The organism is Citrobacter sp. Ce006, from assembly GCF_030336535.1.
GTDB classification, from domain to species: Bacteria; Pseudomonadota; Gammaproteobacteria; order Enterobacterales; family Enterobacteriaceae; genus Citrobacter; species Citrobacter europaeus.
In genome coordinates this window covers 145,111-167,924 of the sequence record NZ_JAOWDO010000073.1, presented here as the reverse complement: position 1 = coordinate 167,924, position 22,814 = coordinate 145,111, and the positions used below count along the sequence as shown (strand labels likewise).

Below are 22,814 nucleotides of genomic sequence, written 5' to 3'. Positions count from 1 at the left end.
GGCCTTACTGCATCTCAGTTGAAAGCATCAGGCGAATTACGCCAGCCGCGCGAGCGGTTGGCAGCTTCAGCACCTGTGACCAGAGATCCTGTACTATCTCACAAGCAATCTTCTCTTTGCCGATCGCTTTCGTCGGATCGGCCATGATCTGAATATCATCCCCGTAGCGCTGTACCAGCCCAGGGCTTATTGCTTGCAGATCCTGCAACGCCAGCTGCTTCTCTTCTGCCGTGACCGTATGTTTTTTTGGGCCGTGTGAGGCATACATCATGCTCATATCACTCGCCATACGACGATCCATGATCTCACGCGGAACAAGACGCGCCGGGTTAATCCCACCTTTTACCGCCGGAAACAGAAAGCGGAAGCATTCGTCATCACCTATTTTGGCCACAGCAGCGATCTGCTCAAGGTTAATTTTCATATATTCAATGACGTTGGCATCTGGCGCCTGCTGCAATCTTGCCATTTGTAGCTGAAGAATTTGCGGCTGTATCGCGTCGATGACCTGCTGTTCACTGCTCCCTGCTTTCTTCATCTGCGCTGCCTGGCTGATAATTTTTTGTGTCAGTTCAGGTTCCTGCTCCTTAATGACCTGAAACGCCGGATTAGAGAGCATCGCCTTTTCAAACTGCTGCTTTTCAGTCAGACCATAATCCGGGCTTTCACGGGGGATCAGGTAGTGCACATCAAACAGATTCCACGCGATAATTGCTACCACAAAAATTACCGCGCCGGAAATCTTGCCCAACCAGCCTTTTTTGCGAAACATGCCGACGACGATAGCAATCACCGCCCCGATATAACCTGCCAACAATACGTGTGCCCAGTTCATTAACCATCCTTTTGCCAAATCGTCTCGGTTATGGGGATATATTTCCCCTTCGCGTCTTTTGATTATCACGGCAGCAGCGAGTGATTTCCAGCCACCAGATTTTGCTAACAGAAACAGGAAGGATTAAACCGCGCGGCGATAGGCACCGCGCGTCTCAGAAGGGTGCTAAGCCGGTACGCCGCTGTGAAAACGGAATTCATCGTCGGGAGAGGTAATCAGCGCGGCTTCGACTTCGCCAAAGAACCGCACCCGGCTACTGATATCATCAGCCGAAACCTGCTGCGCCAGCGCCAGATAGTCCTGATAGTGCCGCGCTTCGGATCGCAGTAGCGACAGGTAAAACGCCTGTAAATCCTCATCCAGGTACGGCGCCAGCGCGGCGAACCGTTCACAGGAACGCGCCTCAATGTAAGCCCCGCAAATCAGTTTATCGATTAGCGTTAGTGGCTCGTGGGTGCGCACCTCTTTGAGCATGCCTTTGGCATAACGGCTGGCGGTAATTTTGACGTAGGGAATGTTGCGGCTCATCATCGCCTCACGCACCTGCCAGAAGTGGTGCAGCTCTTCTTTGATCAGCAAAACCATACTGTCGATAAGCTTGCGTCCCCACGGGTCGTCGGTTTGCGGCATCACGCTTTTGCTTATCTGTTTATTCAGCGCAATAAAATCCGGTTCATCCCCTTCTCTGAAAGCATACGCCTCATAGGGTTTCAGCCAGTCCAGCAGCGCCTGCGATCCCTGTTTATCTGCGACATACTTACGCACCAGCAGCATGGCCGTTTGCGCCGCTTTCAGCTCACAGACGAGATGATCGGTCAGTAACAGTGGAAGATTCGCCGGATCTCGCGCTTTATCAAGCCAGGCCTGAGGCGTTTTACAGTGCAGGAAGTTGTGGATTGGGGAGAGTATTTGCAGGTAATCCATACGTAGTCCTTGGCCTACGGCAGCAAATGCCACCGTAGGTCAGCAGATGACTTAGTGACGCACGCCGTCATCATCTTCGTCGACGAGATCTTCATCGTCGCCGTCTTCACCTTCTTCGCCGTTCGGGTCTTCAAAATAGGTGCCCCAACCGTCGTATTCCACATCATATTTTTCAGCCAGGTTCATCAGTTGCTCAACCTGAGCGTCAATCAACTCGGCATTCAGAGCACATTCGCTCAGGATGTCACAGCAAATAACCGTGTCGCCTTCTTCCACTTCCAGCTCTTCCGGCTCGGTCACTTCATAACCCAGCTTGAAGGCTTCTACAGCCGCTTTTTCCAGGGTTTCAAAGTCATCCGCGGAAAGGTGATGCTCAATGGTGTACAGCGCGTCTGGATCGCTGCCATCTTCGAGTAGCTCTTCAATGATCAAGCGCGTTTCTTCACGCTGTTCTTCCAGTAGTTCCGGGTTTGCCATGGCTCGTTCCTCATAATGTCCTGCCGATACTCTTATTGTCACATACCGCTGACATTGCCTCCACCTTTCCAGGAAAGATTTGTTAAACAAGGTTGCAAATGAATAAACATCCATATAAATTGAATTTTAATTCAATAAATGGCCTAAGCCATGTGAGGGAACCATGTCTACGTTTTATCAGAAACATTTTTTGAAACTGCTTGATTTCACCTCCTCTGAACTCACATCACTGCTCAAGCTCGCCGCACAGCTGAAGGCGGAGAAGAAAAACGGTACTGAGGTCGCTAAACTCACCGGTAAGAACATCGCGCTCATCTTCGAAAAAGACTCAACCCGTACCCGTTGCTCTTTCGAAGTTGCCGCATACGATCAGGGCGCGCGCGTAACGTATCTCGGATCGAGCGGCAGTCAGATTGGTCATAAAGAGTCGATCAAAGATACCGCCCGCGTGCTCGGTCGTATGTACGACGGTATTCAGTATCGGGGCCACGGTCAGGATATTGTCGAGACGCTGGCGGAATATGCCGGCGTTCCGGTATGGAACGGATTAACCAACGAGTTTCACCCTACCCAGCTGCTGGCCGACTTGCTCACAATGCAGGAACACCTGCCGGGGAAAGCGTTTAATGAGATGACGCTGGTCTACACCGGCGATGCCCGCAACAACATGGGCAATTCCATGCTGGAAGCCGCCGCGTTAACCGGGCTGGATCTGCGTCTGGTCGCGCCGCAGGCCTGCTGGCCGCAAGAAAGCCTGGTCGCGGAGTGCAAAGCGCAAGCGCTGAAAAACGGCGGCAATATTACGCTGACCGAAGATGTCGCCACGGGCGTGAAAGACGCGGACTTTATCTATACCGACGTCTGGGTATCAATGGGTGAAGCGAAAGAGAAGTGGGCCGAACGTATTGCGCTACTGCGTAAGTATCAGGTTAATAGCGCGATGATGGCGTTGAGCGGCAATCCGCAGGTGAAGTTCCTGCACTGCCTGCCCGCGTTTCATGACGATCAAACCACGCTTGGCAAACAAATGGCGCAGGAATATGGTCTGCACGGCGGTATGGAAGTGACCGATGAGGTCTTTGAATCACCCGCCAGCATCGTATTTGATCAGGCGGAAAACCGGATGCACACCATCAAAGCGGTGATGGTGGCGACATTAGTGAAGTGAGAGCATGGATGAAAAGAATGCCGGATGGTGATGCTAAGCATCTTATCCGGCCTACAACCGCGCTCCCGTAGGCCGGGCAAGGTGAAGCCGCCCCCGGCAAATACGCTTATTCCACCCGCATTTTCACTACGGCTTTGCGTACCATCGCTGGGGCACCGACCGCGCACAGCGGTTTATGCACTTCGCCCGGATAGAACACCACGAAATCACCTTCATTCAGCACGACCGTTTTCTCCTGTACCCCTTCCGCCACGAAGGCGATATCTTTGTCAGCCAGCCAGTCAGTTTCCGGCGCGCCTGCAGGCTGGGTGCTGAAAGTCATTCCTTCCTGGCCTTTGAGCAGGATCTGAATATCCAGATAGCGGGCGTGATATTCGGCGCGGCGCTGCGCAAACGGCTCCGTCATATCTTCAGCAATCAGATAAAACAGACGATCGCCGTCGATGTCGTGCTTACCTTTTTCCGTCGCATCCGTCACATGCGCTTTAATGTGTTCAATCGCCTGACGTAGCTCTTCCGGCAGCCAGGCATCCAGGTTGTGAATATTGCCGACAATCATCTCAAACCCCTTAATTAAAACATCGTTTCATTTTAGTTGTTATACGAAAAAACGCTCTGCCATACCACTGCTATTTGCCGATATTTTGCGTCAACGCATGTTTATCGCTGATGATGTTAAATAATTGCTAACTCTCAGCAACAGGTTATGCATAAACTTTGCATAACTTTCGGCTACCCTTTTTCAACCCCATCAGCAACCTACTGTTATTGAAAGTTTTATTAGAAAAACCAGCTATCGGTCACAGTTCACCTCTCCTTCGTTATCCTTCTTCATCGTCATATTTATTTTGAAATAAACTTTACCGCGCAAATAATAAAATCATATATTCGCATAATAATTCACCATGCAGAAAAAAGAACAAATAAATCAATAAATTACTTATATTGCAACACTCTAAAAGTGTACATAAAATTAACACCAATAAATAACAAGACATATTCCCGCGTAGTAATTCAATTATTCGCATTTTTATTTTATTAATTCTCCGAGCCATATCATAAATTAAACATCAAAAGTCAAATATCGACCTGACTGTGAAATAAATCACGTTTCCTCATCAAATAAGATCTAAATATAGATTCTGAAATCAGCTGAAAAATCATGACTGCGATAAATATTATTTGCAGGCATCTCCTCTTTATTTTTTAAAATAGTATTAAAGGAATAATGATGGAAAAGCATTATGTCGGTTCTGAAATCGGTCAATTACGTAGCGTGATGCTACACCGCCCTAACCTCAGCCTAAAAAGGCTGACGCCATCAAATTGTCAGGAACTGCTTTTTGATGATGTTCTTTCGGTAGAACGTGCAGGAGAAGAGCATGACATATTCGCCAACACGTTGCGTGAACAGGGAATTGAGGTTCTGTTACTGACTGATTTATTGACACAAACCCTGGATATCCCAGATGCCAAAAGCTGGCTACTGGATACACAAATTTCTGATTATCGCCTTGGCCCCGCTTTCGCCACGGATATTCGCGCCTGGCTTGCAGATATGCAGCATCGGGAACTCGCCCGGCATTTAAGCGGTGGGCTAACCTACGGAGAAATTCCTGCCTCAATCAAAAATATGGTGGTCGATACTCACGATATTAATGATTTCATTATGAAGCCATTACCAAACCACTTATTTACCCGCGACACCTCATGCTGGATATATAACGGTGTGTCCATTAACCCAATGGCTAAAACCGCGCGACAAAGAGAAACCAATAACCTGCGGGCGATCTACCGTTGGCACCCCCAATTTGCCGATGGTGAATTTATTAAATATTTCGGCGATGAAAATATTAATTACGACCACGCCACATTAGAAGGTGGAGATGTGCTGGTCATTGGTCGCGGCGCGGTCCTCATCGGTATGTCGGAACGCACAACGCCGCAAGGAATCGAGTTCCTTGCCCAGTCGCTATTCAGCCATCGCCAGGCAGAACGCGTCATTGCGGTCGAACTGCCTAAACATCGCTCCTGCATGCATCTCGATACCGTAATGACCCACATCGATATCGATACCTTCTCCGTCTACCCGGAAGTCGTGCGCCCTGATGTGCAGTGCTGGACCCTGACACCAGACGGGCGCGGCGGCCTGAAAAGGACGCCGGAAAATACGCTGCTCCATGCTCTCGAGAAAGCGCTGGGCCTCGACCAAATTCGCCTGATCACCACCGGTGGCGATGCCTTCGAAGCCGAACGTGAACAGTGGAATGACGCCAACAACGTCCTGACGCTTCGCCCCGGTGTAGTCGTGGGCTACGAGCGCAACATCTGGACCAACGAGAAATACGACAAAGCCGGCATCACCGTTTTACCCATTCCTGGCGACGAACTTGGACGCGGACGCGGCGGCGCACGCTGCATGAGCTGCCCACTGGAACGCGACGGTATTTAAGGAAAAGTCATGGAAAACAAACCTACCCTGGTTGTGGCTCTGGGCGGCAATGCATTACTTAAACGCGGCGAGCCGCTGGAAGCTGACATCCAACGCAAGAATATTGAGCTGGCAGCAAAAACTATCGCTCAGCTCACGCAGCAGTGGCGCGTGATCCTGGTACACGGCAATGGCCCTCAGGTTGGACTTTTGGCGTTGCAAAACAGCGCGTATGCCAGCGTCACCCCCTATCCGCTCGACATTCTCGGCGCGGAAAGTCAGGGAATGATTGGCTATATGCTGCAACAGGCGCTGAAAAACCAGCTTCCACAGCGTGAAATTAGTGTGCTGCTGACTCAGGTTGAAGTCGATGCTCACGATCCGGCTTTCAGCAATCCCACTAAATATATCGGGCCGATTTACGATGCCCCCCAGGCCAGCACCCTGCAGGCGGAAAAAGGCTGGGTTTTCAAAGCTGATGGTCAAGCGTTCCGCCGCGTTGTGCCCTCTCCACAACCCAAACGTATCGTTGAAAGTGACGCTATTCGCACACTGATCGCCCGCGATCATTTGGTTATCTGCAACGGCGGCGGCGGTGTACCGGTGGTGGAAAAAGCCGATGGCTACCACGGTATTGAAGCGGTGATCGACAAAGATCTCTCCGCTGCCCTGCTCGCCAGCCAAATCAACGCCGATGCGCTGCTGATCCTGACTGACGCTGATGCCGTGTACCTCGACTGGGGCAAACCTACTCAGCGCCCGCTGACCCAGGTTACGCCGGAACTGCTCGGTGAAATGCAATTCGACGCCGGTTCAATGGGCCCCAAAGTCACCGCCTGCGCGGAATTTGTCTCTCGCTGTCACGCAATAGCAGGCATCGGCTCATTGGCTGACGGTTCGGCCATCCTCGCCGGAGACAAAGGCACGCTCATTCGGCTCGAAACCACCGAGGCTAACGCTTAGGGCTTTTTTGCCGGACGGCGCCTGCGCCTTATCCGGCCTACATAAGGACATTTTCATGACTGTTAACCTGAAGAATCGCAATTTTCTCAAACTGCTGGACTACACCCCGACGGAAATCCAGTACCTGATCGATCTGGCTATCGAGTTAAAAACGGCAAAAAAGGCCGGGCGCGAAAGACAGACGCTGGTGGGTAAAAATATCGCGCTGATCTTCGAAAAAACCTCAACCCGCACCCGCTGCGCCTTTGAAGTCGGCGCTTTCGATCAGGGCGCACAGGTGACCTATCTCGGCCCAAGCGGATCGCAGATCGGTCACAAAGAATCGATGAAAGATACCGCCCGCGTGCTAGGCCGCATGTACGACGGCATTGAGTACCGCGGATACGGTCAGGACATTGTCGAGGAACTGGGGCAATTTGCCGGGGTTCCGGTATGGAATGGACTGACCAATGAATTTCACCCTACGCAGATCCTCGCGGATCTGATGACCATGCTGGAACACGCGCCGGGCAAAACCTTACCTGAACTGAGCTTCGCCTACCTCGGTGACGCCCGCAATAACATGGGTAATTCGCTGATGGTAGGCGCGGCGAAAATGGGGATGGACATCCGCCTCGTCGCCCCTAAATCCTTCTGGCCGGACGAGACATTAGTTGCCGAATGCCGTGAAATCGCCGGCGTGACGGGCGCGCGTATTACGCTCACAGAGGATGTCGAGGAAGGCGTATACGACGTCGATTTCCTTTACACCGATGTCTGGGTCTCTATGGGCGAACCCAAAGAAGCCTGGGCAGAACGCGTAAGTCTGATGACGCCCTATCAGATTAACCAACGGGTCATCAACGCAACCGGTAACCCCAATGTGAAATTTATGCACTGTCTGCCCGCCTTCCATAACGAGCACACAAAAGTTGGACGTGAAATTGAAATGGCCTACGGCCTGAAAGGGCTTGAAGTCACGGAAGAGGTTTTTGAGTCAGCGCATTCAATCGTCTTCGACGAAGCAGAGAACCGGATGCATACCATTAAAGCGGTAATGGTAGCGACCCTCGGCGACTAACCCCAGCGGGCATATGTCGCCTGACGGCATATGCCCAAGCTATCCGGAGAACATCATGGGCAAATTCAAATTTCCCAGTGCATATACCATCCTGTTTATTCTCATTGCGCTCGTCGCGGTTATGACCTGGATAGTCCCGGCAGGGAAATACCAGATGGCGATGAATGCGACCCTGGGTAAAGAAGTGCCGGTTGCCGGGACTTATGCCCCCACAGAAGCGCACCCGCAAGGTTTTACCGCTGTACTGCTGGCCCCGATTGACGGTCTTTACAACCACGAAACCTATACCGCAGGCGCAATTGATGTGGCGTTGTTTGTCCTGATTATTGGTGGGTTTCTCGGCGTAGTAAATAAAACAGGCGCCATCGACGCAGGTATCGAGCGCGTGACGGTCAGGTTGAACGGTAAAGAGGAGTGGATGATCCCCATTCTGATGGGACTTTTCGCCGCCGGAGGTACGATTTACGGGATGGCGGAGGAATCACTCCCATTCTACACATTGCTGGTTCCGGTAATGATGGCCGCACGCTTTGATCCGTTGGTTGCCGCCGCCACCGTTCTGCTCGGCGCAGGCATTGGCACACTCGGCTCGACAATCAACCCTTTCGCAACGGTTATCGCGGCTAACGCCGCCGGGATCCCCTTCACCCAGGGAATGCTGATGCGCATTCTGCTGCTGGTCGTCGGCTATGTTATCTGCGTGGTGTGGGTCATGCGCTATGCACGGAAAGTTCGCAGCCATCCTGAACTTTCCATCGTGGCAGATAAAATGGAGGAAAACCGCGTCCATTTTCTCGGTAGTCGCGCCAATACCAATCTTGAATTCACAACAACGCGTAAATGGATCCTGCTGATTTTCGCCGCTGCCTTTGCGGTTATGATCTATGGGGTGGCGGTGCTCGGTTGGTGGATGGCAGAAATTTCCGGGGTTTTTCTGGCATCTGCGATTATCGTCGGCGTCATCGCCCGCATGAGTGAGGAGGAATTTACTGGCACATTCATTGACGGGGCACGTGACCTGCTTGGCGTCGCGCTAATTATCGGTATTGCACGCGGCATCGTAGTGGTGATGGATAACGGCATGATCACCCATACTATCCTGCACAGTGCGGAAAATGTCGTCTCCGGACTTTCCACCACCATTTTCATCAATGTGACCTACTGGCTGGAAGTTTTGCTCTCCTTCCTGGTCCCTTCCTCTTCGGGTCTGGCGGTCCTCACCATGCCCATTATGGCCCCGCTGGCCGACTTCGCGCATGTCCCCAGGGATCTGGTCGTCACCGCGTATCAATCCGCTTCCGGCATTGTGAATCTGATTACGCCCACCTCAGCAGTTGTGATGGGCGGGCTGGCCATCGCCCGCGTTCCTTACGTGCGATACCTGAAATGGGTCGCCCCGCTCCTGCTCATTTTGACGTTACTGAACATGGCCGTTCTGAGTATCGGCGCGATGTTGTAGCCCTTTTAGCCGTCGGATCCCGACGGCTTTTTTGAGCGCACTCTCGTTTTTCTGCACAACCGCCCGTTTGAGCCGTTATTGATACTGCAAATGTGGTGAATTTCGCCATCACATTGATACAAATGATAAATTTAGGGTGTATTTATGAAGGAATTCGATGATTACTCGACCAAAGAGCAGAAACAACTGGCGATTTGTCAGCGCCTGATTACTGAAAAAAGCTACCTGTCCCAGGAAGCGCTTCGCCGCGATCTCCAACAGCATGGTTTTACCGGAATTAGCCAGTCAACGGTATCCCGTCTGCTGAAACTGCTCGGGGCTATAAAAATAAGAAATACAAAAGGGCAAAAAATTTATTCTGTAAATCCGCAATCACGACCCGCTCCCGATGCTGCCCGATCGATTGCTGAAATGGTGGTCAGCGTGGAACATAATAGCGAGTTTATCCTCATTCACACGGCAGCAGGTTATGGCCGTGCCGTTGCCAGAATCCTCGATTACCACGCGTTACCAGAGATTCTGGGGGTCATCGCTGGCAGCAGTATTGTCTGGGTTGCGCCGCGAGTAGTGCAGCGCACGGGGCTAGTGCACAAACAGATTAACTATCTATTTAAAATGAATTAAAATTCATAAGAACCGTTTGCGGTGAATAAATTGTGCATTTTCCGCTTGATCCCATAACGGAGCTGAGTATAATCGCGGACAATTTGCCGGGAGGATGTATGGTTCAGTGTGTACGACATTTTGTCTTACCGCGTCTGAAAAAGGACGCTGGCCTGCCGTTTTTCTTTCCGTTGATCACCCATTCCGAGCCCCTCAATTGAGGGGCTTTTTTTTTGCCCAGGCGTCAGGAGATAAACATGGCTAACCCGCTCTATCAAAAACACATCATTTCCATAAACGACCTCAGCCGCGACGACCTCAATCTGGTCCTCGCGACGGCGGCGAAATTAAAAGCTAACCCGCAGCCGGAGCTGTTAAAGCATAAGGTGATCGCCAGCTGCTTCTTTGAGGCGTCAACCCGTACCCGTTTATCCTTTGAAACCTCCATGCACCGCCTGGGCGCCAGCGTGGTGGGTTTTTCTGACAGCAGCAACACGTCGCTGGGCAAAAAAGGCGAAACCCTGGCCGATACCATTTCCGTCATCAGCACCTATGTCGACGCCATCGTCATGCGTCATCCGCAGGAAGGCGCCGCACGTCTGGCAACGGAGTTCTCCGGCAACGTTCCGGTACTGAACGCTGGCGACGGCTCCAACCAGCATCCCACCCAAACGCTGCTGGACCTGTTTACCATTCAGGAAACTCAGGGTCGCCTGGACAATCTGCAAATCGCCATGGTGGGTGACCTGAAATATGGCCGTACCGTCCACTCCCTGACCCAGGCGCTGGCGAAGTTCGAAGGTAACCGCTTCTACTTCATCGCCCCGGACGCGCTGGCCATGCCGCAATACATTCTGGATATGCTGAACGAAAAAGGTATCGCCTGGAGCCTGCACGGCACTATCGAAGAGGTGATGGCGGAGGTCGATATCCTCTACATGACCCGCGTACAGAAAGAGCGTCTGGACCCGTCCGAATACGCCAACGTGAAAGCACAGTTTGTCCTGCGCGCCAGCGATTTGAACGGCGCCAGAGCGAACATGAAGGTGCTGCATCCACTGCCGCGCATCGATGAAATCACCACCGACGTCGATAAGACGCCGCACGCCTGGTATTTTCAGCAGGCTGGCAACGGCATCTTCGCCCGCCAGGCGTTACTGGCACTGGTACTGAATAGCGAACTGGCACTGTAAGGGAGAAAAAGAGATGACACACGATAACAAACTGCAGGTTGAAGCCATCAAACGTGGCACCGTGATTGACCATATTCCCGCGCAGGTTGGTTTTAAGCTGCTGACGCTGTTCAAACTGACGGAAACCGACCAACGCATCACCATCGGTCTGAACCTGCCGTCTGGCGAGATGGGCCGTAAGGATCTGATAAAGATTGAAAATACGTTCCTGACCGACGAGCAGGTAAACCAGCTCTCTCTGTATGCCCCGCAGGCAACGGTAAACCGCATTGACGATTATGATGTCGTGGGTAAATCGCGCCCGAGCCTGCCTGATCGTATCGACAACGTGCTGGTTTGCCCGAACAGCAACTGCATCAGCCATGCTGAACCAGTATCTTCCAGTTTTGCAGTGAAAAAGCGCGCTGATGACATCGCACTCAAATGCAAATACTGTGAAAAAGAGTTTTCGCATTATGTGGTGCTGGCCAACTAATTGGGGTTGGTTATGAAATGTGGCCTCTCTATAATGGCCGGGAACATTCTACTACCGCTGTAATTCAGGAGAAATCATGAGCAAGACTATCGCGACGGAAAATGCACCAGCAGCAATCGGCCCATACGTTCAGGGCGTTGACCTGGGTAGCATGGTAATCACTTCCGGTCAGATCCCGGTCGATCCGAAAACCGGTGCCGTAGCGGAAGACGTGTCCGCTCAGGCACGTCAGTCGCTGGAAAACGTAAAAGCTATCGTTGAAGCAGCAGGCCTGAAAGTGGGCGACATCGTAAAAACGACCGTTTTCGTTAAAGACCTGAACGATTTCGCAACCGTAAACGCGACCTACGAAGCATTCTTCACCGAGCACAACGCGACTTTCCCTGCGCGTTCTTGCGTAGAAGTTGCCCGTCTGCCGAAAGACGTGAAAATCGAGATTGAAGCGATCGCCGTTCGTCGCTAAGTCTCCTTGCGCCGGATGGCGGCTTCGCCTCGTCCGGCCAACGCACGGGTAGTTTACAGGCCCGGTAAGCGCGAGCGCCACCGGGCATTTATCACATCACACCAAACAGTTTCGGCAGGAACAGCGAAATCGCCGGAATGTACGTCACGAGCATCAGCACCAGGAATAGCACAAGGTAGAATGGCAACATCGCCTTTACCACCTGCTCTATTTTCTGCTTACTCACCGCACTGGCCACAAACAGCACCGACCCTACCGGCGGCGTAATCAGGCCGATCCCTAAGTTCACCAGCATGATCATGCCAAAATGGACCGGATCAATACCGAGCGCGTTGGTCACCGGCAGCAGAACCGGCGTCAAAATCAGAATCAGCGGCGCCATATCCATCAGCGTACCGATCAGCAGCAGCATGATGTTAATGCACATCAGAATGACGTATTTGTTGTCCGAGATGCTGGTGAAGGCTTCAGTGATACGCATCGGCAACTGCATATAGGTCATGACGGCACCGAACGCAGCGGCAAAGCCTATCAGGATCATGACAATAGTGACCGTTTTCACCGTGCGGAACATCAGCTTCGGCAGCTCAGACCATTTATAGTCACGATAGATAAACATGGTGACAAAGAAGGCCCACAGGCAGGCAATCGCCGCAGACTCCGTCGCGGTAAAGATACCTGACAGGATGCCGCCCATGATGATCACAACCGTCATCAATCCCCACAGCGTATCGACGAAAATCTTCAGCGCCTGGCGAAACGGTACGCGTTCCCCTTTTGGATAACCGCGTTTGTGCGCGAAAGCCACGCACATGACCATCAGGCTGAAGCTTAACAGCAGGCCCGGCAGGATCCCGGCGATGAACAGCGCGGCAATCGACACCGTCCCCCCCGTTGCCAGCGAGTAGATAACTGAGTTATGACTGGGCGGTGTGAGGATCGCCTGTACCGAGCCGCTGGCAGTGACCGCCGCGGCAAAGTCGCGCGGATAGCCTTTTTTATCCATCTCTGGGATCATTACCGAACCGATGGACGCGGTATCGGCCACGGACGATCCGGAAATGGCGCCAAAAAAGGTCGATGCCACAATGTTTACCAGCGACAGCCCACCGCGAATAAAGCCAACGAAAATATAGGCAAAGTTCACCAGTCGCCGCGCAATTCCTCCTTCGGCCATAATAGCCCCGGCCAGAATAAAGAATGGGATCGCCAGCAGCGAAAACTTATTCACCCCGCTGGTCAGTTGGATCATTACTGCTTCCAGCGGAATATCTATATACCAGGCCCCAATGATGGCGCTAATGCCAACCGCGTACGCTACCGGTACCCCAATCGCCAGCATAATGCCGAGCGTAAAGACGAGAATAAATGCATCCATCTGCTTTCCTTTCTAAAATGGGGGCGGTAACTAGCTGGTCGATCCCAGCATGACAACGGGACGTTGGTACTGCGGACCACGGAAAATCTTTTCTGCGATAAACAGCAGCGTTATGGCAGAGCCAATCGGCAACGGAAGATAGTTTTGCCCGGCGCTTAAAAGCGGGAATTCCGCCACGGGCTGGTCCCACAGTTCAAGACAGAGATTGGTTCCGTACCAGAGGATAAACAAGCTTATCGCCACCAGCATAACGTCTGCGATTACCGAACAATAACGGCGGGAAGCATCACCCAGACGGTCAGTCACCATGCTCACCGCGATATGCGAGCCTGCACGATAGCTTACCGCCGCGCCAATAAAGGTGAATGTCACCATACAAAGAATGGCGACGGGTTCTGGCCATGACAGGGCGTTATTCAGAACATAACGCGCGAATATGCCAATAGGGATAATGGCGACCATGACCAATAATGCGATACCGGCAATCCACATTGACACTCGATAAAGAAAATCCATTACCGATGAATAGCATTCACCCATAATCATCACCTCGAATTAATCAAAAGATTCAGGCGGAGGGTTGATATCCTCCACCTGATGAATTACTTCACATCCTGAATACGTTTGATCAAATCCTGGTGGTCTTTACCGTAATTATCCCGCACTGACTGCGTGGCTTTATAGAAATAGTCCGTATCAATATCGTGGAACTGAACGCCATTGGCTTTCATGGTCTCCAGCGATTTCGCATTATAATCCTGCCAAAGTTTGCGTTGCTCTACCTGGGCTTCTTTAGCGAGTTTAATAATGAGATCCTGGTCTTCTTTTTTCAACTTATCCCATTTAGCTTTCGAGAACAGAAAAAGCTCAGGAATAATAAAGTGTTTGCTCCAGGTATAGTTTTTCACGACCGGCAAATAGTTATGCGCAACAAACGTTGGCGGATTATTTTCCGTGCCATCAATAACACCGGTCTGCATGCCGCTAAATACTTCACTGACGCCCATCACAACGGCGTTAGCGCCCATCGCTTTCAGGGTATCCAGCGCTATCGGACTTCCTTGAACGCGGATTTTCATACCGTGTAAATCTTCCGGTTTCACCACCGGATTTTTGGTGATTAGATTGCGCGTTCCGGCATCCATCCAGCCGAGGAACACCAGCCGCGATTTGGTGTTGGCCGTCAGACGGTCGCCAATCTCCTGACCGATCATGCCGTCGAGAACCTTATGCAGGTGGTCTTCATCACGAAAAATATACGGCAGGGTAAAGACGTTAATTTCAGGGAGAATGGCGGCAACCGGCGTCATTGAAACGCGAATAATATCGATAGCGCCCAATTGCGCCTGTTCAATCATCTGTTTTTCATCACCTAACACGCCACCGGGAAATGTTTTAATCTCCAGACGACCGTCGGTCGCGGCGCTAAGTTTCTCCCCCATATGTTTGACGGCAACAACGTTCGGGTAATCAGCCGGATGCACATCTGCGGCGCGAAAGGTTTGTGCCAGCGTGGCATGACTCGCCAGTAATACAGACGCGCCAATACACAGACTTAACAGGTTTTTTGTCAGTTTCATTTGTCCTTCTCCAGAAGTTCATAATATCCATTAACAGGAATAGCTTGCAGAGCAAATGACTGCCGGAATTAAAAACGGGCAGCGAGAAACTTTCTTAACGACGTTACCTGCGCAGACTAACTGGTGTAACAATTTATTTCGATGACTGTGTTCACAAAAAATCGCAGATGCTTATAATTTTTAGCACACTGTTTCATTTTTGCAACGCAGATCGTTTTATTGATAAAAAAGCAACGCAAAGAAGGGGATTTGATACTAATTGCCCGCGTTGGTATTTCAATAAAAATAAAACACCAATATTTCCGGAGAATATCTTTCGAATGAAAAAGAGAAATGCAGGATGGTATTAACACCATCCTGCAGAAGAGAAGTTGAGGATTACTGCCAGCCGTAGCGGCGGCTATAAAAACCTTTCACAAGCTGGGTTAATGTCATGTAACCCGCCAGAATCGCAACCAGCCACGGGAAGTAGCTCAGCGGCAGCGCCTGCAACTGCAGATAGCTGGCCAGCGGCGAGAACGGTAATGCAATGCCCACCACCATTACCACCAGCGTCATTAGCATCAACGGCCATGCGGCGCGGCTTTGGATGAACGGCACGCGACGGGTTCGGATCATATGCACAATCAGCGTTTGTGACAGCAAGCCCACCACGAACCAGCCAGACTGGAACAATGTCTGATGCTCTGGCGTATTAGCATGGAACACGAACCACATCAGGCAAAATGTCAGAATGTCGAAGATCGAGCTGATCGGTCCAAAGAAGATCATAAAGCGGCCTAATTCAGCGGGATTCCAGCGCTGCGGCTTTTTGATCTGCTCTTCGTCGACATTATCAAACGGAATCGCCACCTGGGATACATCGTACAGCAGGTTCTGGATCAGTAAGTGCAGCGGCAACATCGGCAGGAACGGTAAGAAGGCGCTCGCCACCAGCACGCTAAACACGTTACCGAAGTTAGAACTGGCCGTCATTTTAATGTACTTCAGCATGTTAGAAAAAGTACGGCGTCCTTCGATCACCCCTTCTTCCAGCACCATCAGACTCTTTTCCAGCAGGATGATATCAGCAGCTTCACGCGCAATATCAACCGCGCCGTCAACGGAGATACCGATGTCCGCAGCGCGCAGCGCCGGGGCGTCGTTAATGCCATCGCCCATAAAGCCGACCACATGACCTTCGCGCTTGAGCAGCGTGACAATGCGCTCTTTATGCATCGGCGTCAGACGAGCAAACAGCGTGGTACGCTGGGCAAGTCGGGCCAGCTCATCGTCACTTAACCCCTCAATGCTGCTGCCGATAACCACATCGCCCGCATCCAGCCCCACTTCATGACACACTTTCGCCGCCACCAGCTCGCTATCGCCAGTGAGGATTTTCACCGTAATACCGCTGGCTTTCAGCGCTTTCAGCGCCGGCGCAGTGGTCTCTTTCGGCGGATCGAGGAACGCGATATAGCCTTCGAGGATCAGATCCGACTCATCAATACGCTGGTAATCGCCCTCACGCGCAGGCAGGTACTTCGTCGCCACCGCTACCACGCGCAGCCCCTGGCGGTTCAGCGTGTCCGTGACGCGTTTCACCCGACGCAGCATGCCCTCATCCAGGGGGACAATCTCGCCGTTGTGGCGCACCTGGGTGCAGACGCTGAGGATCTCCTGCAACGCGCCTTTACATACCAGTTGATGCACATCGGTTTCTTCTGCGACCACCACCGACATGCGGCGGCGTTCGAAATCAAACGGGATCTCATCGATTTTCTGCCAGCGGGTTGAGAGCTGGCGGGCATATTCTTCGTCCACCCCCTCCAGCACCGCCGTATCCAGCAGATTCTTCAGCCCGGTCTGATAATGGCTGTTCAGCCACGCAGAATGCAGGACGTGTTCGCTGGGCTTTCCTGAGATATCCGTGTGATTCTCTAGCACAATTTTATCCTGAGTCAGGGTACCGGTTTTATCAGTGCACAGGATATCCATTGCGCCAAAGTTTTGGATGGCGTCGAGGTGTTTGACGATGACCTTTTGTTTTGACAGCTTCACCGCCCCGCGCGCCAGCGTCGAGGTGACGATCATTGGCAGCATTTCCGGGGTCAGTCCCACTGCCACAGACAGGGCAAACAGCGCCGCTTCCCACCAGTCGCCTTTGGTATAGCCGTTGATGATGAGCACAATGGGCGCCATCACCAGCATAAAGCGGATCAGCAGCATGCTGACGCGGCTGATCCCTTTCTGGAATGCATTTTGCTCGCTTTCCTGCTCGCTGACGCGGCCCGCCAGTTGCCCAAACCAGGTATTAGCTCCGGTTGAAATCACGATGGCCTGTGCCGTGCCGCTCACCACGTTGGTGCCCATAAAGCACAGGGTATCGCATTCCAGCGGGTTGCTTTGCTGCGGGTCGCGGCTGGTTGCAACTTTCTCCACCGGCAGCGATTCACCGGTCAGCGAAGCCTGGGCCACGAACAGGTCACGCGCCTGCACCACGCGCAGATCGGCCGGGATCATATCTCCTGCCGCCAGCTTGATAATATCGCCGGGAACCAACTGGTCGATCGGCAGTTCAACCCAGCCATTCTCCCCTTTCTCGTTAATAACGCGCAGTACCGTGGCGGTGTTGCTGACCATCGCTTTCAGCGCATCTGCCGCTTTGGTGGAACGCGCCTCCTGCACAAAATTCAGCAGCGTAGAGATGACGACCATCAGCGCGATGACGCCAGCGGCAAACAGATCTTCGGTGGCATAGGAAATCGCACCGAGGATGGTCAGCAGAATGTTAAACGGGTTACGGTAGCAGACCCACAGATGCACCCACCATGGCGACGGCTTCTGCGCCGGCAACTGGTTCTCGCCATGTAATTCGCGAGCGTTTTCCACTTCCGCGGCGTTCAACCCTTCCGGGTGCGTGCCGAACGTTTTCCACAGCGCTTCTTCGTCCATCAGGGCCATTTTCAGGCAATGTTCGCTCAGCGATGGCGGGATCGGCGTGCTGGCAACGGTCTGGGCATTAGGCAACGGATCGCGATGCACCAGACGATGCGGTAAATGGCGGTTTAGTCGGGCAAACAACTGGCGAGTCATATTTTTGAACATAGGCAGTCCCTCTGCACCAGTATAAACAGGCGCAGTAAATCCTTCAGGCGTGGCAAGGCCTTGCCTGATGGCAATTATTAAATCACAACAGGGACGTCAGAACGTCACTGTCTTACTGTTCCGGTAAGACAGTGAAAGACAGGCTTACCGGAAAGGGTTGTTTCTCCGTCTCGGGAGAGGGGTGGGATCGGGATCCATATAGCCTCCGGTAAGTGAATGATTTGCGCTGCGGATTATACGCAGAAAACCATAAGGTTTGTGGCAATTATGGCGATATGATAAACCATGGAAACTAAACCAAACGTATACCAGACTTTGCCCATTGCACCGCGCTTGAGTAAAGTTATTCTCTATTTGGCATAACTTCACACGCAACACGGGAAAACAGGATGCAAAACCGGCTGACAATTAAAGACATCGCCCGCTTAAGCGGCGTGGGAAAATCGACCGTTTCCCGTGTGCTTAACAATGAAAGCGGCGTGAGCGAACGCACGCGCGAACGCGTTGAAGCGGTGATGAACCAGCACGGTTTTTCCCCTTCCCGCTCCGCACGCGCCATGCGCGGTCAAAGTGATAAGGTGGTGGCGATTATCGTCACGCGTCTGGACTCGCTTTCGGAAAATCTCGCGGTGCAAACCATGCTACCGGTCTTTTATGAGCAGGGCTACGACCCGATCATGATGGAAAGCCAGTTCTCGCCCGAGCTGGTTGAGGAGCACCTCGGCATGCTCAGACGCCGCAATATTGACGGCGTGGTGCTGTTTGGTTTTACCGGCATTACTGAATCCATGCTCGCCTCCTGGCAGGATTCGCTGGTGCTGCTGGCAAGAGATGCGAAAGGCTTTGCCTCGGTCTGCTATGACGATGAGGGCGCCATTCGCACCCTGATGCAGCGTTTATACGATCGCGAGCATCGCCAGATCAGCTTTCTTGGCGTTCCTCATAGCGACGTAACCACCGGTAAGCGCCGCCATGAAGCCTACCTGGCGTTCTGTAAGAAACACAAACTGCACCCCGTCGCCGCGCTGCCGGGTCTGGCCATGAAGCAGGGCTATGAGCAGGCCGCCAACGTCATCACCCCAGAAACCACCGCTTTAGTCTGCGCGACGGATACCCTCGCCCTTGGGGTCAGTAAATATTTGCAGGAGCAGCGAATAGAGAACCTGCAGCTGGCGAGCGTGGGCAGCACGCCGCTGATGAAATTCCTCCATCCGGAAATTATCACCGTCGATCCAGGATACGCTGAAGCCGGACGGCAAGCTGCCTCACAGCTGATCGAGCAGATCAACGGCCGTAGCGAACCACGACAAATCGTTATACCTTCCGCCCTCTCCTGATCGCTTTCTGAGCGTTAATTTGTGATCTTCGCTGCGTTTCGGGAACGTTCCCATTTTTAAAATTTCATCGACGATATACTCTGGCGCCAACAACGAGAGAGTTGCCGAATGACGACGCTACAGCGTCTTTTCCGGTCTACGGGGAACACACATCATCATGAGCAAAATAAAACAAGCAGACATCGACCGGCTGATTGAGCTGGTAGGCGGGCGCGACAATATCGCCACGGTGAGTCACTGCATTACTCGCCTGCGTTTTGTGCTGAATCAGCCTGCGAATGCCAGGCCGAAAGAGATCGAACAATTGCCGATGGTCAAAGGCTGCTTCACCAACGCCGGACAGTTTCAGGTGGTGATTGGCACCGAGGTGGGCGATTACTACCAGGCGCTGTTGGCGACAACCGGGCAGGCCAGCGCCGACAAAGAGCAGGCGAAAAAGGCCGCGCGACAGAATATGAAATGGCACGAACAGCTCATTTCTCATTTTGCGGAGATCTTCTTTCCGCTGCTGCCTGCGCTGATTAGCGGCGGCCTGATCTTAGGTTTCCGTAACGTGATCGGCGATCTGCCCATGAGCAACGGGCAGACGCTGGCGCAGATGCATCCTTCGCTGAAAACCCTTTATGACTTCCTGTGGCTGATTGGCGAAGCGATCTTCTTCTATCTGCCGGTCGGGATCTGCTGGTCGGCGGTGAAAAAAATGGGCGGTACGCCGATCCTCGGAATTGTACTGGGAGTGACCCTGGTTTCTCCGCAGTTAATGAACGCCTATCTGCTCGGCCAGCAGGTGCCTGAAGTGTGGAACTTCGGCCTGTTCAGCATTGAGAAAGTCGGCTATCAGGCGCAGGTTATTCCGGCACTGCTGGCCGGACTGGCGCTCGGATTTATTGAAACGCGCATGAAACGCATCGTGCCGGATTATCTGTATCTGGTGATCGTCCCGGTGTGCTCGCTGATCCTTGCGGTATTCCTTGCGCACGCCTTTATCGGTCCGTTTGGCCGCATGATCGGCGACGGTGTCGCGTTTGCGGTCCGGCATCTGCTGACCGGCAGCTTTGCCCCGATCGGCGCGGCGCTGTTCGGCTTCCTGTACGCACCGCTGGTGATCACCGGCGTGCATCAGACCACGCTGGCTATCGACATGCAGATGATTCAGAGCATGGGCGGTACGCCGGTATGGCCGCTGATCGCACTGTCGAATATCGCCCAGGCCTCTGCGGTGGTCGGGATCATTATCTCCAGTCGTAAACACAACGAACGTGAAATCTCCGTTCCTGCCGCAATCTCCGCTTATCTCGGGGTAACTGAACCGGCAATGTACGGGATCAACCTGAAATACCGCTTCCCGATGCTATGCGCGATGATCGGCTCCGGTCTCGCCGGACTGCTTTGCGGCCTGAACGGCGTGTTGGCGAATGGGATTGGCGTCGGCGGCTTGCCGGGCATCCTCTCTATCCAGCCGACTTACTGGCAGGTCTTTGGTATGGCGATGGTCATTGCGATTGTTATTCCAATGGTACTGACCTCATTTGTTTACCAGCGTAAATACCGTCTGGGTACATTACAAATTGTCTAACTTTTCTTCGGGGCGCAGTTGCGCCCCAACGTATTTCCAGGAAACAACCATGAATATTCCCCACTGGTGGCAAAACGGCGTTATCTATCAGGTTTACCCCAAGAGTTTTCAGGACACCACCGGCAGCGGCACCGGCGATTTACGCGGCGTAACGCAGCGTCTCGACTATCTGCAAAAGCTGGGGGTTGATGCCATCTGGCTGACGCCGTTCTATATTTCGCCGCAGGTTGATAACGGCTACGACGTCGCAGATTACATGTCTGTCGATCCGTCCTACGGTACGCTTGCAGACTTTGACGAACTGGTAGCGCAGGCAAAAGCGCGCGGTATCCGTATTATTCTCGATATGGTGTTTAACCACACCTCAACTCAGCACGCCTGGTTTCGTGAAGCGCTGGATAAAGACAGCCCGTATCGTCAGTTTTATCTCTGGCGCGACGGCACGCCAGATAGCCCGCCGAATAACTGGCGTTCCAAATTTGGCGGCAACGCCTGGGGTTGGCACGCCGAAAGCGAGCAGTACTATCTGCACCTCTTTGCTCCGGAGCAGGCCGACCTTAACTGGGAGAACCCGGTAGTCCGTGCCGAGCTTAAGAAAGTGTGCGAGTTCTGGGCCGATCGCGGCGTGGACGGGCTGCGTCTCGACGTGGTCAATCTTATCTCCAAAGATCAGGACTTCCCGGACGATCCTGACGGCGATGGCCGCCGTTTTTATACCGATGGTCCGCGCGCGCATGAATTTTTACGCGAGATGAATCGCGACGTCTTCACACCCCGCAACCTGATGACGGTCGGGGAAATGTCGTCCACCACGCTGGAAAACTGCCAGCAGTATGCCGCACTCGATGGCAGCGAACTGTCGATGACCTTTAACTTCCACCACCTGAAAGTGGATTACCCTAACGGCGAAAAGTGGTCGTTAGCAAAACCCGACTATGTGGCGCTCAAAACCCTGTTCCGCCACTGGCAGCAGGGCATGCACAATCAGGCCTGGAATGCGCTGTTCTGGTGTAACCACGATCAGCCGCGCATCGTGTCGCGTTTTGGCGATGAAGGGAAATACCGCGTTCCGGCCGCCAAAATGCTGGCGATGGTGCTGCATGGCATGCAGGGCACCCCCTACATCTACCAGGGGGAAGAGATTGGCATGACCAACCCGCATTTCCGCCAGATTACCGATTATCGCGATGTGGAAAGCCATAACATGTTTGCCACCCTGAACGGCCAGGGACGCGATGCGCAAGAGCTGCTGGCGATCCTCGCCAGCAAATCCCGCGATAACAGCCGCACGCCGATGCAATGGGATGCCAGCAAACACGCGGGCTTCACCGCGGGTCAGCCGTGGATCGATCTGTGTGACAACGCGGCGGATATCAACGTAGCGGCAGCGCTGAGTGATACCGACTCGGTGTTCTATACCTATCAGAAGCTGATCGCCTTACGCAAAGCGGAGCCGGTTATCACCTGGGGCGACTACCAGGATCTGCTGCCGGACAGCCCGCATCTGTGGTGCTATCAACGAGAGTGGCAAGGGCAACGGCTGCTGGTGATTGCTAATTTGAGCGATACCGTCCAGAACTGGCAGCCGACCCAAACCGACGGAAACTGGCAGGTGCTAATGCACAACTATGCCGAAGTCGCCAGCCAACCTGCAGACATGACGCTACGTCCTTTTGAAGCCGTCTGGTGGGTGCAAAAATAGCTTGCAATTATGTTCTGGCCCGGTACGCATAGCGCTGCCGGGCTTTGTTACATACGCTTAGCTTACCCTTCTGTTTTTGCTGAATAAATAATCAGAATTTTCT

The 22,814-nt window shown here is 52.8% G+C and carries 25 protein-coding genes; 15 read left to right on the top strand and 10 right to left on the bottom strand.

Annotation, left to right across the window (positions count from 1 at the left end; all coding sequences use genetic code 11):
* Positions 1 to 4: 4 nt before the first annotated feature.
* The 3 genes from OGV94_RS19500 to rraB all read right to left on the bottom strand — a co-directional run bounded on the left by OGV94_RS19500 (position 5) and on the right by rraB (position 2,236).
* Positions 5 to 835 (bottom strand): topoisomerase II, encoded by an 831-nt coding sequence (locus OGV94_RS19500; protein WP_286524035.1) that lies wholly within the window; start codon positions 833 to 835, stop codon positions 5 to 7.
* A gap of 165 nt (positions 836 to 1,000) precedes the next feature.
* Positions 1,001 to 1,759 (bottom strand): tRNA isopentenyl-2-thiomethyl-A-37 hydroxylase MiaE, encoded by a 759-nt coding sequence (gene miaE, locus OGV94_RS19495; RefSeq protein WP_047406563.1) that lies wholly within the window; start codon positions 1,757 to 1,759, stop codon positions 1,001 to 1,003.
* A 51-nt stretch (positions 1,760 to 1,810) separates the two neighbouring features.
* Positions 1,811 to 2,236, bottom strand: coding sequence for a ribonuclease E inhibitor RraB (rraB, locus tag OGV94_RS19490; RefSeq protein WP_003025845.1), 426 nt, complete (start codon positions 2,234 to 2,236; stop codon positions 1,811 to 1,813).
* Between the two features lie 98 nt (positions 2,237 to 2,334).
* On the opposite strand from rraB, the gene argL reads away from it, so the two are divergent.
* Complete coding sequence (gene argL / locus OGV94_RS25245) at positions 2,335 to 2,430, top strand: putative translational regulatory protein ArgL (RefSeq protein ID WP_370867251.1); 96 nt, start codon at positions 2,335 to 2,337, stop codon at positions 2,428 to 2,430.
* Positions 2,400 to 3,404: an ornithine carbamoyltransferase gene (gene argF, locus OGV94_RS19485; RefSeq protein WP_100193893.1), complete on the top strand. Its 1,005-nt coding sequence runs from the start codon at positions 2,400 to 2,402 to the stop codon at positions 3,402 to 3,404. Before argL ends, argF (OGV94_RS19485) begins: the two co-directional genes overlap by 31 nt.
* Positions 3,405 to 3,510: 106 nt before the next feature.
* On the opposite strand, the gene OGV94_RS19480 is transcribed toward argF (OGV94_RS19485), so the two are convergent.
* Entirely contained in the window at positions 3,511 to 3,963 is a 453-nt protein-coding gene (locus OGV94_RS19480; RefSeq protein ID WP_043018247.1) for a YhcH/YjgK/YiaL family protein, read from the bottom strand.
* Positions 3,964 to 4,635: 672 nt separating this feature from the next.
* Here OGV94_RS19480 and arcA point away from each other — a divergent pair.
* The 5 genes from arcA (at position 4,636) to OGV94_RS19455 (ending at position 9,941) form a co-directional block, all read left to right on the top strand.
* Positions 4,636 to 5,856, top strand: coding sequence for an arginine deiminase (arcA, locus tag OGV94_RS19475; protein ID WP_043018246.1), 1,221 nt, complete (start codon positions 4,636 to 4,638; stop codon positions 5,854 to 5,856).
* A gap of 9 nt (positions 5,857 to 5,865) precedes the next feature.
* Positions 5,866 to 6,798 carry a carbamate kinase gene (gene arcC, locus OGV94_RS19470; protein ID WP_181230844.1) on the top strand — a complete coding sequence of 311 codons (933 nt, stop codon included), beginning with the start codon at positions 5,866 to 5,868 and terminating at the stop codon, positions 6,796 to 6,798.
* 55 nt (positions 6,799 to 6,853) lie between these two features.
* Positions 6,854 to 7,858 carry an ornithine carbamoyltransferase gene (gene argF, locus OGV94_RS19465; protein WP_286524029.1) on the top strand — a complete coding sequence of 335 codons (1,005 nt, stop codon included), beginning with the start codon at positions 6,854 to 6,856 and terminating at the stop codon, positions 7,856 to 7,858.
* A gap of 55 nt (positions 7,859 to 7,913) precedes the next feature.
* Positions 7,914 to 9,317, top strand: a complete 1,404-nt coding sequence (locus tag OGV94_RS19460; protein WP_043018243.1) for a YfcC family protein — start codon at positions 7,914 to 7,916, stop codon at positions 9,315 to 9,317.
* Positions 9,318 to 9,461: 144 nt separating this feature from the next.
* Positions 9,462 to 9,941 (top strand): arginine repressor, encoded by a 480-nt coding sequence (locus OGV94_RS19455; RefSeq protein WP_043018242.1) that lies wholly within the window; start codon positions 9,462 to 9,464, stop codon positions 9,939 to 9,941.
* On the opposite strand, the gene OGV94_RS19450 is transcribed toward OGV94_RS19455, so the two are convergent.
* Positions 9,938 to 10,060: a hypothetical protein gene (locus OGV94_RS19450; protein WP_085951582.1), complete on the bottom strand. Its 123-nt coding sequence runs from the start codon at positions 10,058 to 10,060 to the stop codon at positions 9,938 to 9,940. The genes OGV94_RS19455 and OGV94_RS19450 overlap by 4 nt on opposite strands.
* Here OGV94_RS19450 and pyrL point away from each other — a divergent pair.
* The 5 genes from pyrL to ridA all read left to right on the top strand — a co-directional run bounded on the left by pyrL (position 10,040) and on the right by ridA (position 12,051).
* Complete coding sequence (gene pyrL / locus OGV94_RS19445; RefSeq protein ID WP_003025819.1) at positions 10,040 to 10,141, top strand: pyr operon leader peptide; 102 nt, start codon at positions 10,040 to 10,042, stop codon at positions 10,139 to 10,141. The genes OGV94_RS19450 and pyrL overlap by 21 nt on opposite strands.
* Positions 10,122 to 10,175 (top strand): pyrBI operon leader peptide, encoded by a 54-nt coding sequence (locus tag OGV94_RS25135; protein ID WP_106875647.1) that lies wholly within the window; start codon positions 10,122 to 10,124, stop codon positions 10,173 to 10,175. Before pyrL ends, OGV94_RS25135 begins: the two co-directional genes overlap by 20 nt.
* Before the next feature lie 2 nt (positions 10,176 to 10,177).
* Entirely contained in the window at positions 10,178 to 11,113 is a 936-nt protein-coding gene (gene pyrB / locus OGV94_RS19440) for an aspartate carbamoyltransferase (RefSeq protein WP_016151493.1), read from the top strand.
* 13 nt (positions 11,114 to 11,126) lie between these two features.
* On the top strand, positions 11,127 to 11,588 hold the full coding sequence (gene pyrI, locus OGV94_RS19435) for an aspartate carbamoyltransferase regulatory subunit (RefSeq protein WP_043018241.1): 462 nt from the start codon (positions 11,127 to 11,129) through the stop codon (positions 11,586 to 11,588).
* Positions 11,589 to 11,664: 76 nt separating this feature from the next.
* Positions 11,665 to 12,051, top strand: a complete 387-nt coding sequence (ridA, locus tag OGV94_RS19430) for a 2-iminobutanoate/2-iminopropanoate deaminase (RefSeq protein WP_000047544.1) — start codon at positions 11,665 to 11,667, stop codon at positions 12,049 to 12,051.
* Between the two features lie 91 nt (positions 12,052 to 12,142).
* Here the strand turns inward: ridA and OGV94_RS19425 are convergent, their stop codons facing one another.
* The 5 genes from OGV94_RS19425 to mgtL form a co-directional block, all read right to left on the bottom strand.
* Complete coding sequence (locus tag OGV94_RS19425) at positions 12,143 to 13,429, bottom strand: TRAP transporter large permease (RefSeq protein WP_003839607.1); 1,287 nt, start codon at positions 13,427 to 13,429, stop codon at positions 12,143 to 12,145.
* A gap of 30 nt (positions 13,430 to 13,459) precedes the next feature.
* Positions 13,460 to 13,969, bottom strand: a complete 510-nt coding sequence (locus OGV94_RS19420) for a TRAP transporter small permease (RefSeq protein WP_043018240.1) — start codon at positions 13,967 to 13,969, stop codon at positions 13,460 to 13,462.
* Between the two features lie 62 nt (positions 13,970 to 14,031).
* Positions 14,032 to 15,009, bottom strand: a complete 978-nt coding sequence (locus tag OGV94_RS19415; RefSeq protein WP_043018239.1) for a TRAP transporter substrate-binding protein — start codon at positions 15,007 to 15,009, stop codon at positions 14,032 to 14,034.
* A gap of 378 nt (positions 15,010 to 15,387) precedes the next feature.
* Positions 15,388 to 18,096 (bottom strand): magnesium-translocating P-type ATPase, encoded by a 2,709-nt coding sequence (mgtA, locus tag OGV94_RS19410; protein ID WP_502874139.1) that lies wholly within the window; start codon positions 18,094 to 18,096, stop codon positions 15,388 to 15,390.
* 144 nt (positions 18,097 to 18,240) lie between these two features.
* Positions 18,241 to 18,294, bottom strand: a complete 54-nt coding sequence (mgtL, locus tag OGV94_RS25130; protein ID WP_191229402.1) for a mgtA regulatory leader peptide MgtL — start codon at positions 18,292 to 18,294, stop codon at positions 18,241 to 18,243.
* Positions 18,295 to 18,485: 191 nt separating this feature from the next.
* Here mgtL and treR point away from each other — a divergent pair, with 191 nt between their 5' ends.
* The 3 genes from treR to treC all read left to right on the top strand — a co-directional run bounded on the left by treR (position 18,486) and on the right by treC (position 22,711).
* A complete protein-coding gene (gene treR / locus OGV94_RS19405; RefSeq protein ID WP_043018237.1) occupies positions 18,486 to 19,433 on the top strand; it encodes a trehalose operon repressor TreR in 948 nt (315 codons plus the stop codon).
* 157 nt (positions 19,434 to 19,590) lie between these two features.
* Positions 19,591 to 21,009, top strand: a complete 1,419-nt coding sequence (treB, locus tag OGV94_RS19400) for a PTS trehalose transporter subunit IIBC (RefSeq protein WP_043018236.1) — start codon at positions 19,591 to 19,593, stop codon at positions 21,007 to 21,009.
* Positions 21,010 to 21,058: 49 nt separating this feature from the next.
* Positions 21,059 to 22,711: an alpha,alpha-phosphotrehalase gene (gene treC / locus OGV94_RS19395; RefSeq protein WP_286524026.1), complete on the top strand. Its 1,653-nt coding sequence runs from the start codon at positions 21,059 to 21,061 to the stop codon at positions 22,709 to 22,711.
* Positions 22,712 to 22,814: the final 103 nt, after the last annotated feature.

Coding starts and splice junctions, on each gene's coding strand:
- OGV94_RS19500 (WP_286524035.1), bottom strand. CDS start 835: ATGAACTGGGCACACGTATTGTTGGCAGGTTATATCGGGGCGGTGATT.
- miaE (WP_047406563.1), bottom strand. CDS start 1,759: ATGGATTACCTGCAAATACTCTCCCCAATCCACAACTTCCTGCACTGT.
- rraB (WP_003025845.1), bottom strand. CDS start 2,236: ATGGCAAACCCGGAACTACTGGAAGAACAGCGTGAAGAAACGCGCTTG.
- argL (WP_370867251.1), top strand. CDS start 2,335: ATGAATAAACATCCATATAAATTGAATTTTAATTCAATAAATGGCCTA.
- argF (WP_100193893.1), top strand. CDS start 2,400: ATGTCTACGTTTTATCAGAAACATTTTTTGAAACTGCTTGATTTCACC.
- OGV94_RS19480 (WP_043018247.1), bottom strand. CDS start 3,963: ATGATTGTCGGCAATATTCACAACCTGGATGCCTGGCTGCCGGAAGAG.
- arcA (WP_043018246.1), top strand. CDS start 4,636: ATGGAAAAGCATTATGTCGGTTCTGAAATCGGTCAATTACGTAGCGTG.
- arcC (WP_181230844.1), top strand. CDS start 5,866: ATGGAAAACAAACCTACCCTGGTTGTGGCTCTGGGCGGCAATGCATTA.
- argF (WP_286524029.1), top strand. CDS start 6,854: ATGACTGTTAACCTGAAGAATCGCAATTTTCTCAAACTGCTGGACTAC.
- OGV94_RS19460 (WP_043018243.1), top strand. CDS start 7,914: ATGGGCAAATTCAAATTTCCCAGTGCATATACCATCCTGTTTATTCTC.
- OGV94_RS19455 (WP_043018242.1), top strand. CDS start 9,462: ATGAAGGAATTCGATGATTACTCGACCAAAGAGCAGAAACAACTGGCG.
- pyrL (WP_003025819.1), top strand. CDS start 10,040: ATGGTTCAGTGTGTACGACATTTTGTCTTACCGCGTCTGAAAAAGGAC.
- OGV94_RS19450 (WP_085951582.1), bottom strand. CDS start 10,060: ATGTCGTACACACTGAACCATACATCCTCCCGGCAAATTGTCCGCGAT.
- pyrB (WP_016151493.1), top strand. CDS start 10,178: ATGGCTAACCCGCTCTATCAAAAACACATCATTTCCATAAACGACCTC.
- pyrI (WP_043018241.1), top strand. CDS start 11,127: ATGACACACGATAACAAACTGCAGGTTGAAGCCATCAAACGTGGCACC.
- ridA (WP_000047544.1), top strand. CDS start 11,665: ATGAGCAAGACTATCGCGACGGAAAATGCACCAGCAGCAATCGGCCCA.
- OGV94_RS19425 (WP_003839607.1), bottom strand. CDS start 13,429: ATGGATGCATTTATTCTCGTCTTTACGCTCGGCATTATGCTGGCGATT.
- OGV94_RS19420 (WP_043018240.1), bottom strand. CDS start 13,969: ATGGGTGAATGCTATTCATCGGTAATGGATTTTCTTTATCGAGTGTCA.
- OGV94_RS19415 (WP_043018239.1), bottom strand. CDS start 15,009: ATGAAACTGACAAAAAACCTGTTAAGTCTGTGTATTGGCGCGTCTGTA.
- mgtA (WP_502874139.1), bottom strand. CDS start 18,096: ATGTTCAAAAATATGACTCGCCAGTTGTTTGCCCGACTAAACCGCCAT.
- treR (WP_043018237.1), top strand. CDS start 18,486: ATGCAAAACCGGCTGACAATTAAAGACATCGCCCGCTTAAGCGGCGTG.
- treB (WP_043018236.1), top strand. CDS start 19,591: ATGAGCAAAATAAAACAAGCAGACATCGACCGGCTGATTGAGCTGGTA.
- treC (WP_286524026.1), top strand. CDS start 21,059: ATGAATATTCCCCACTGGTGGCAAAACGGCGTTATCTATCAGGTTTAC.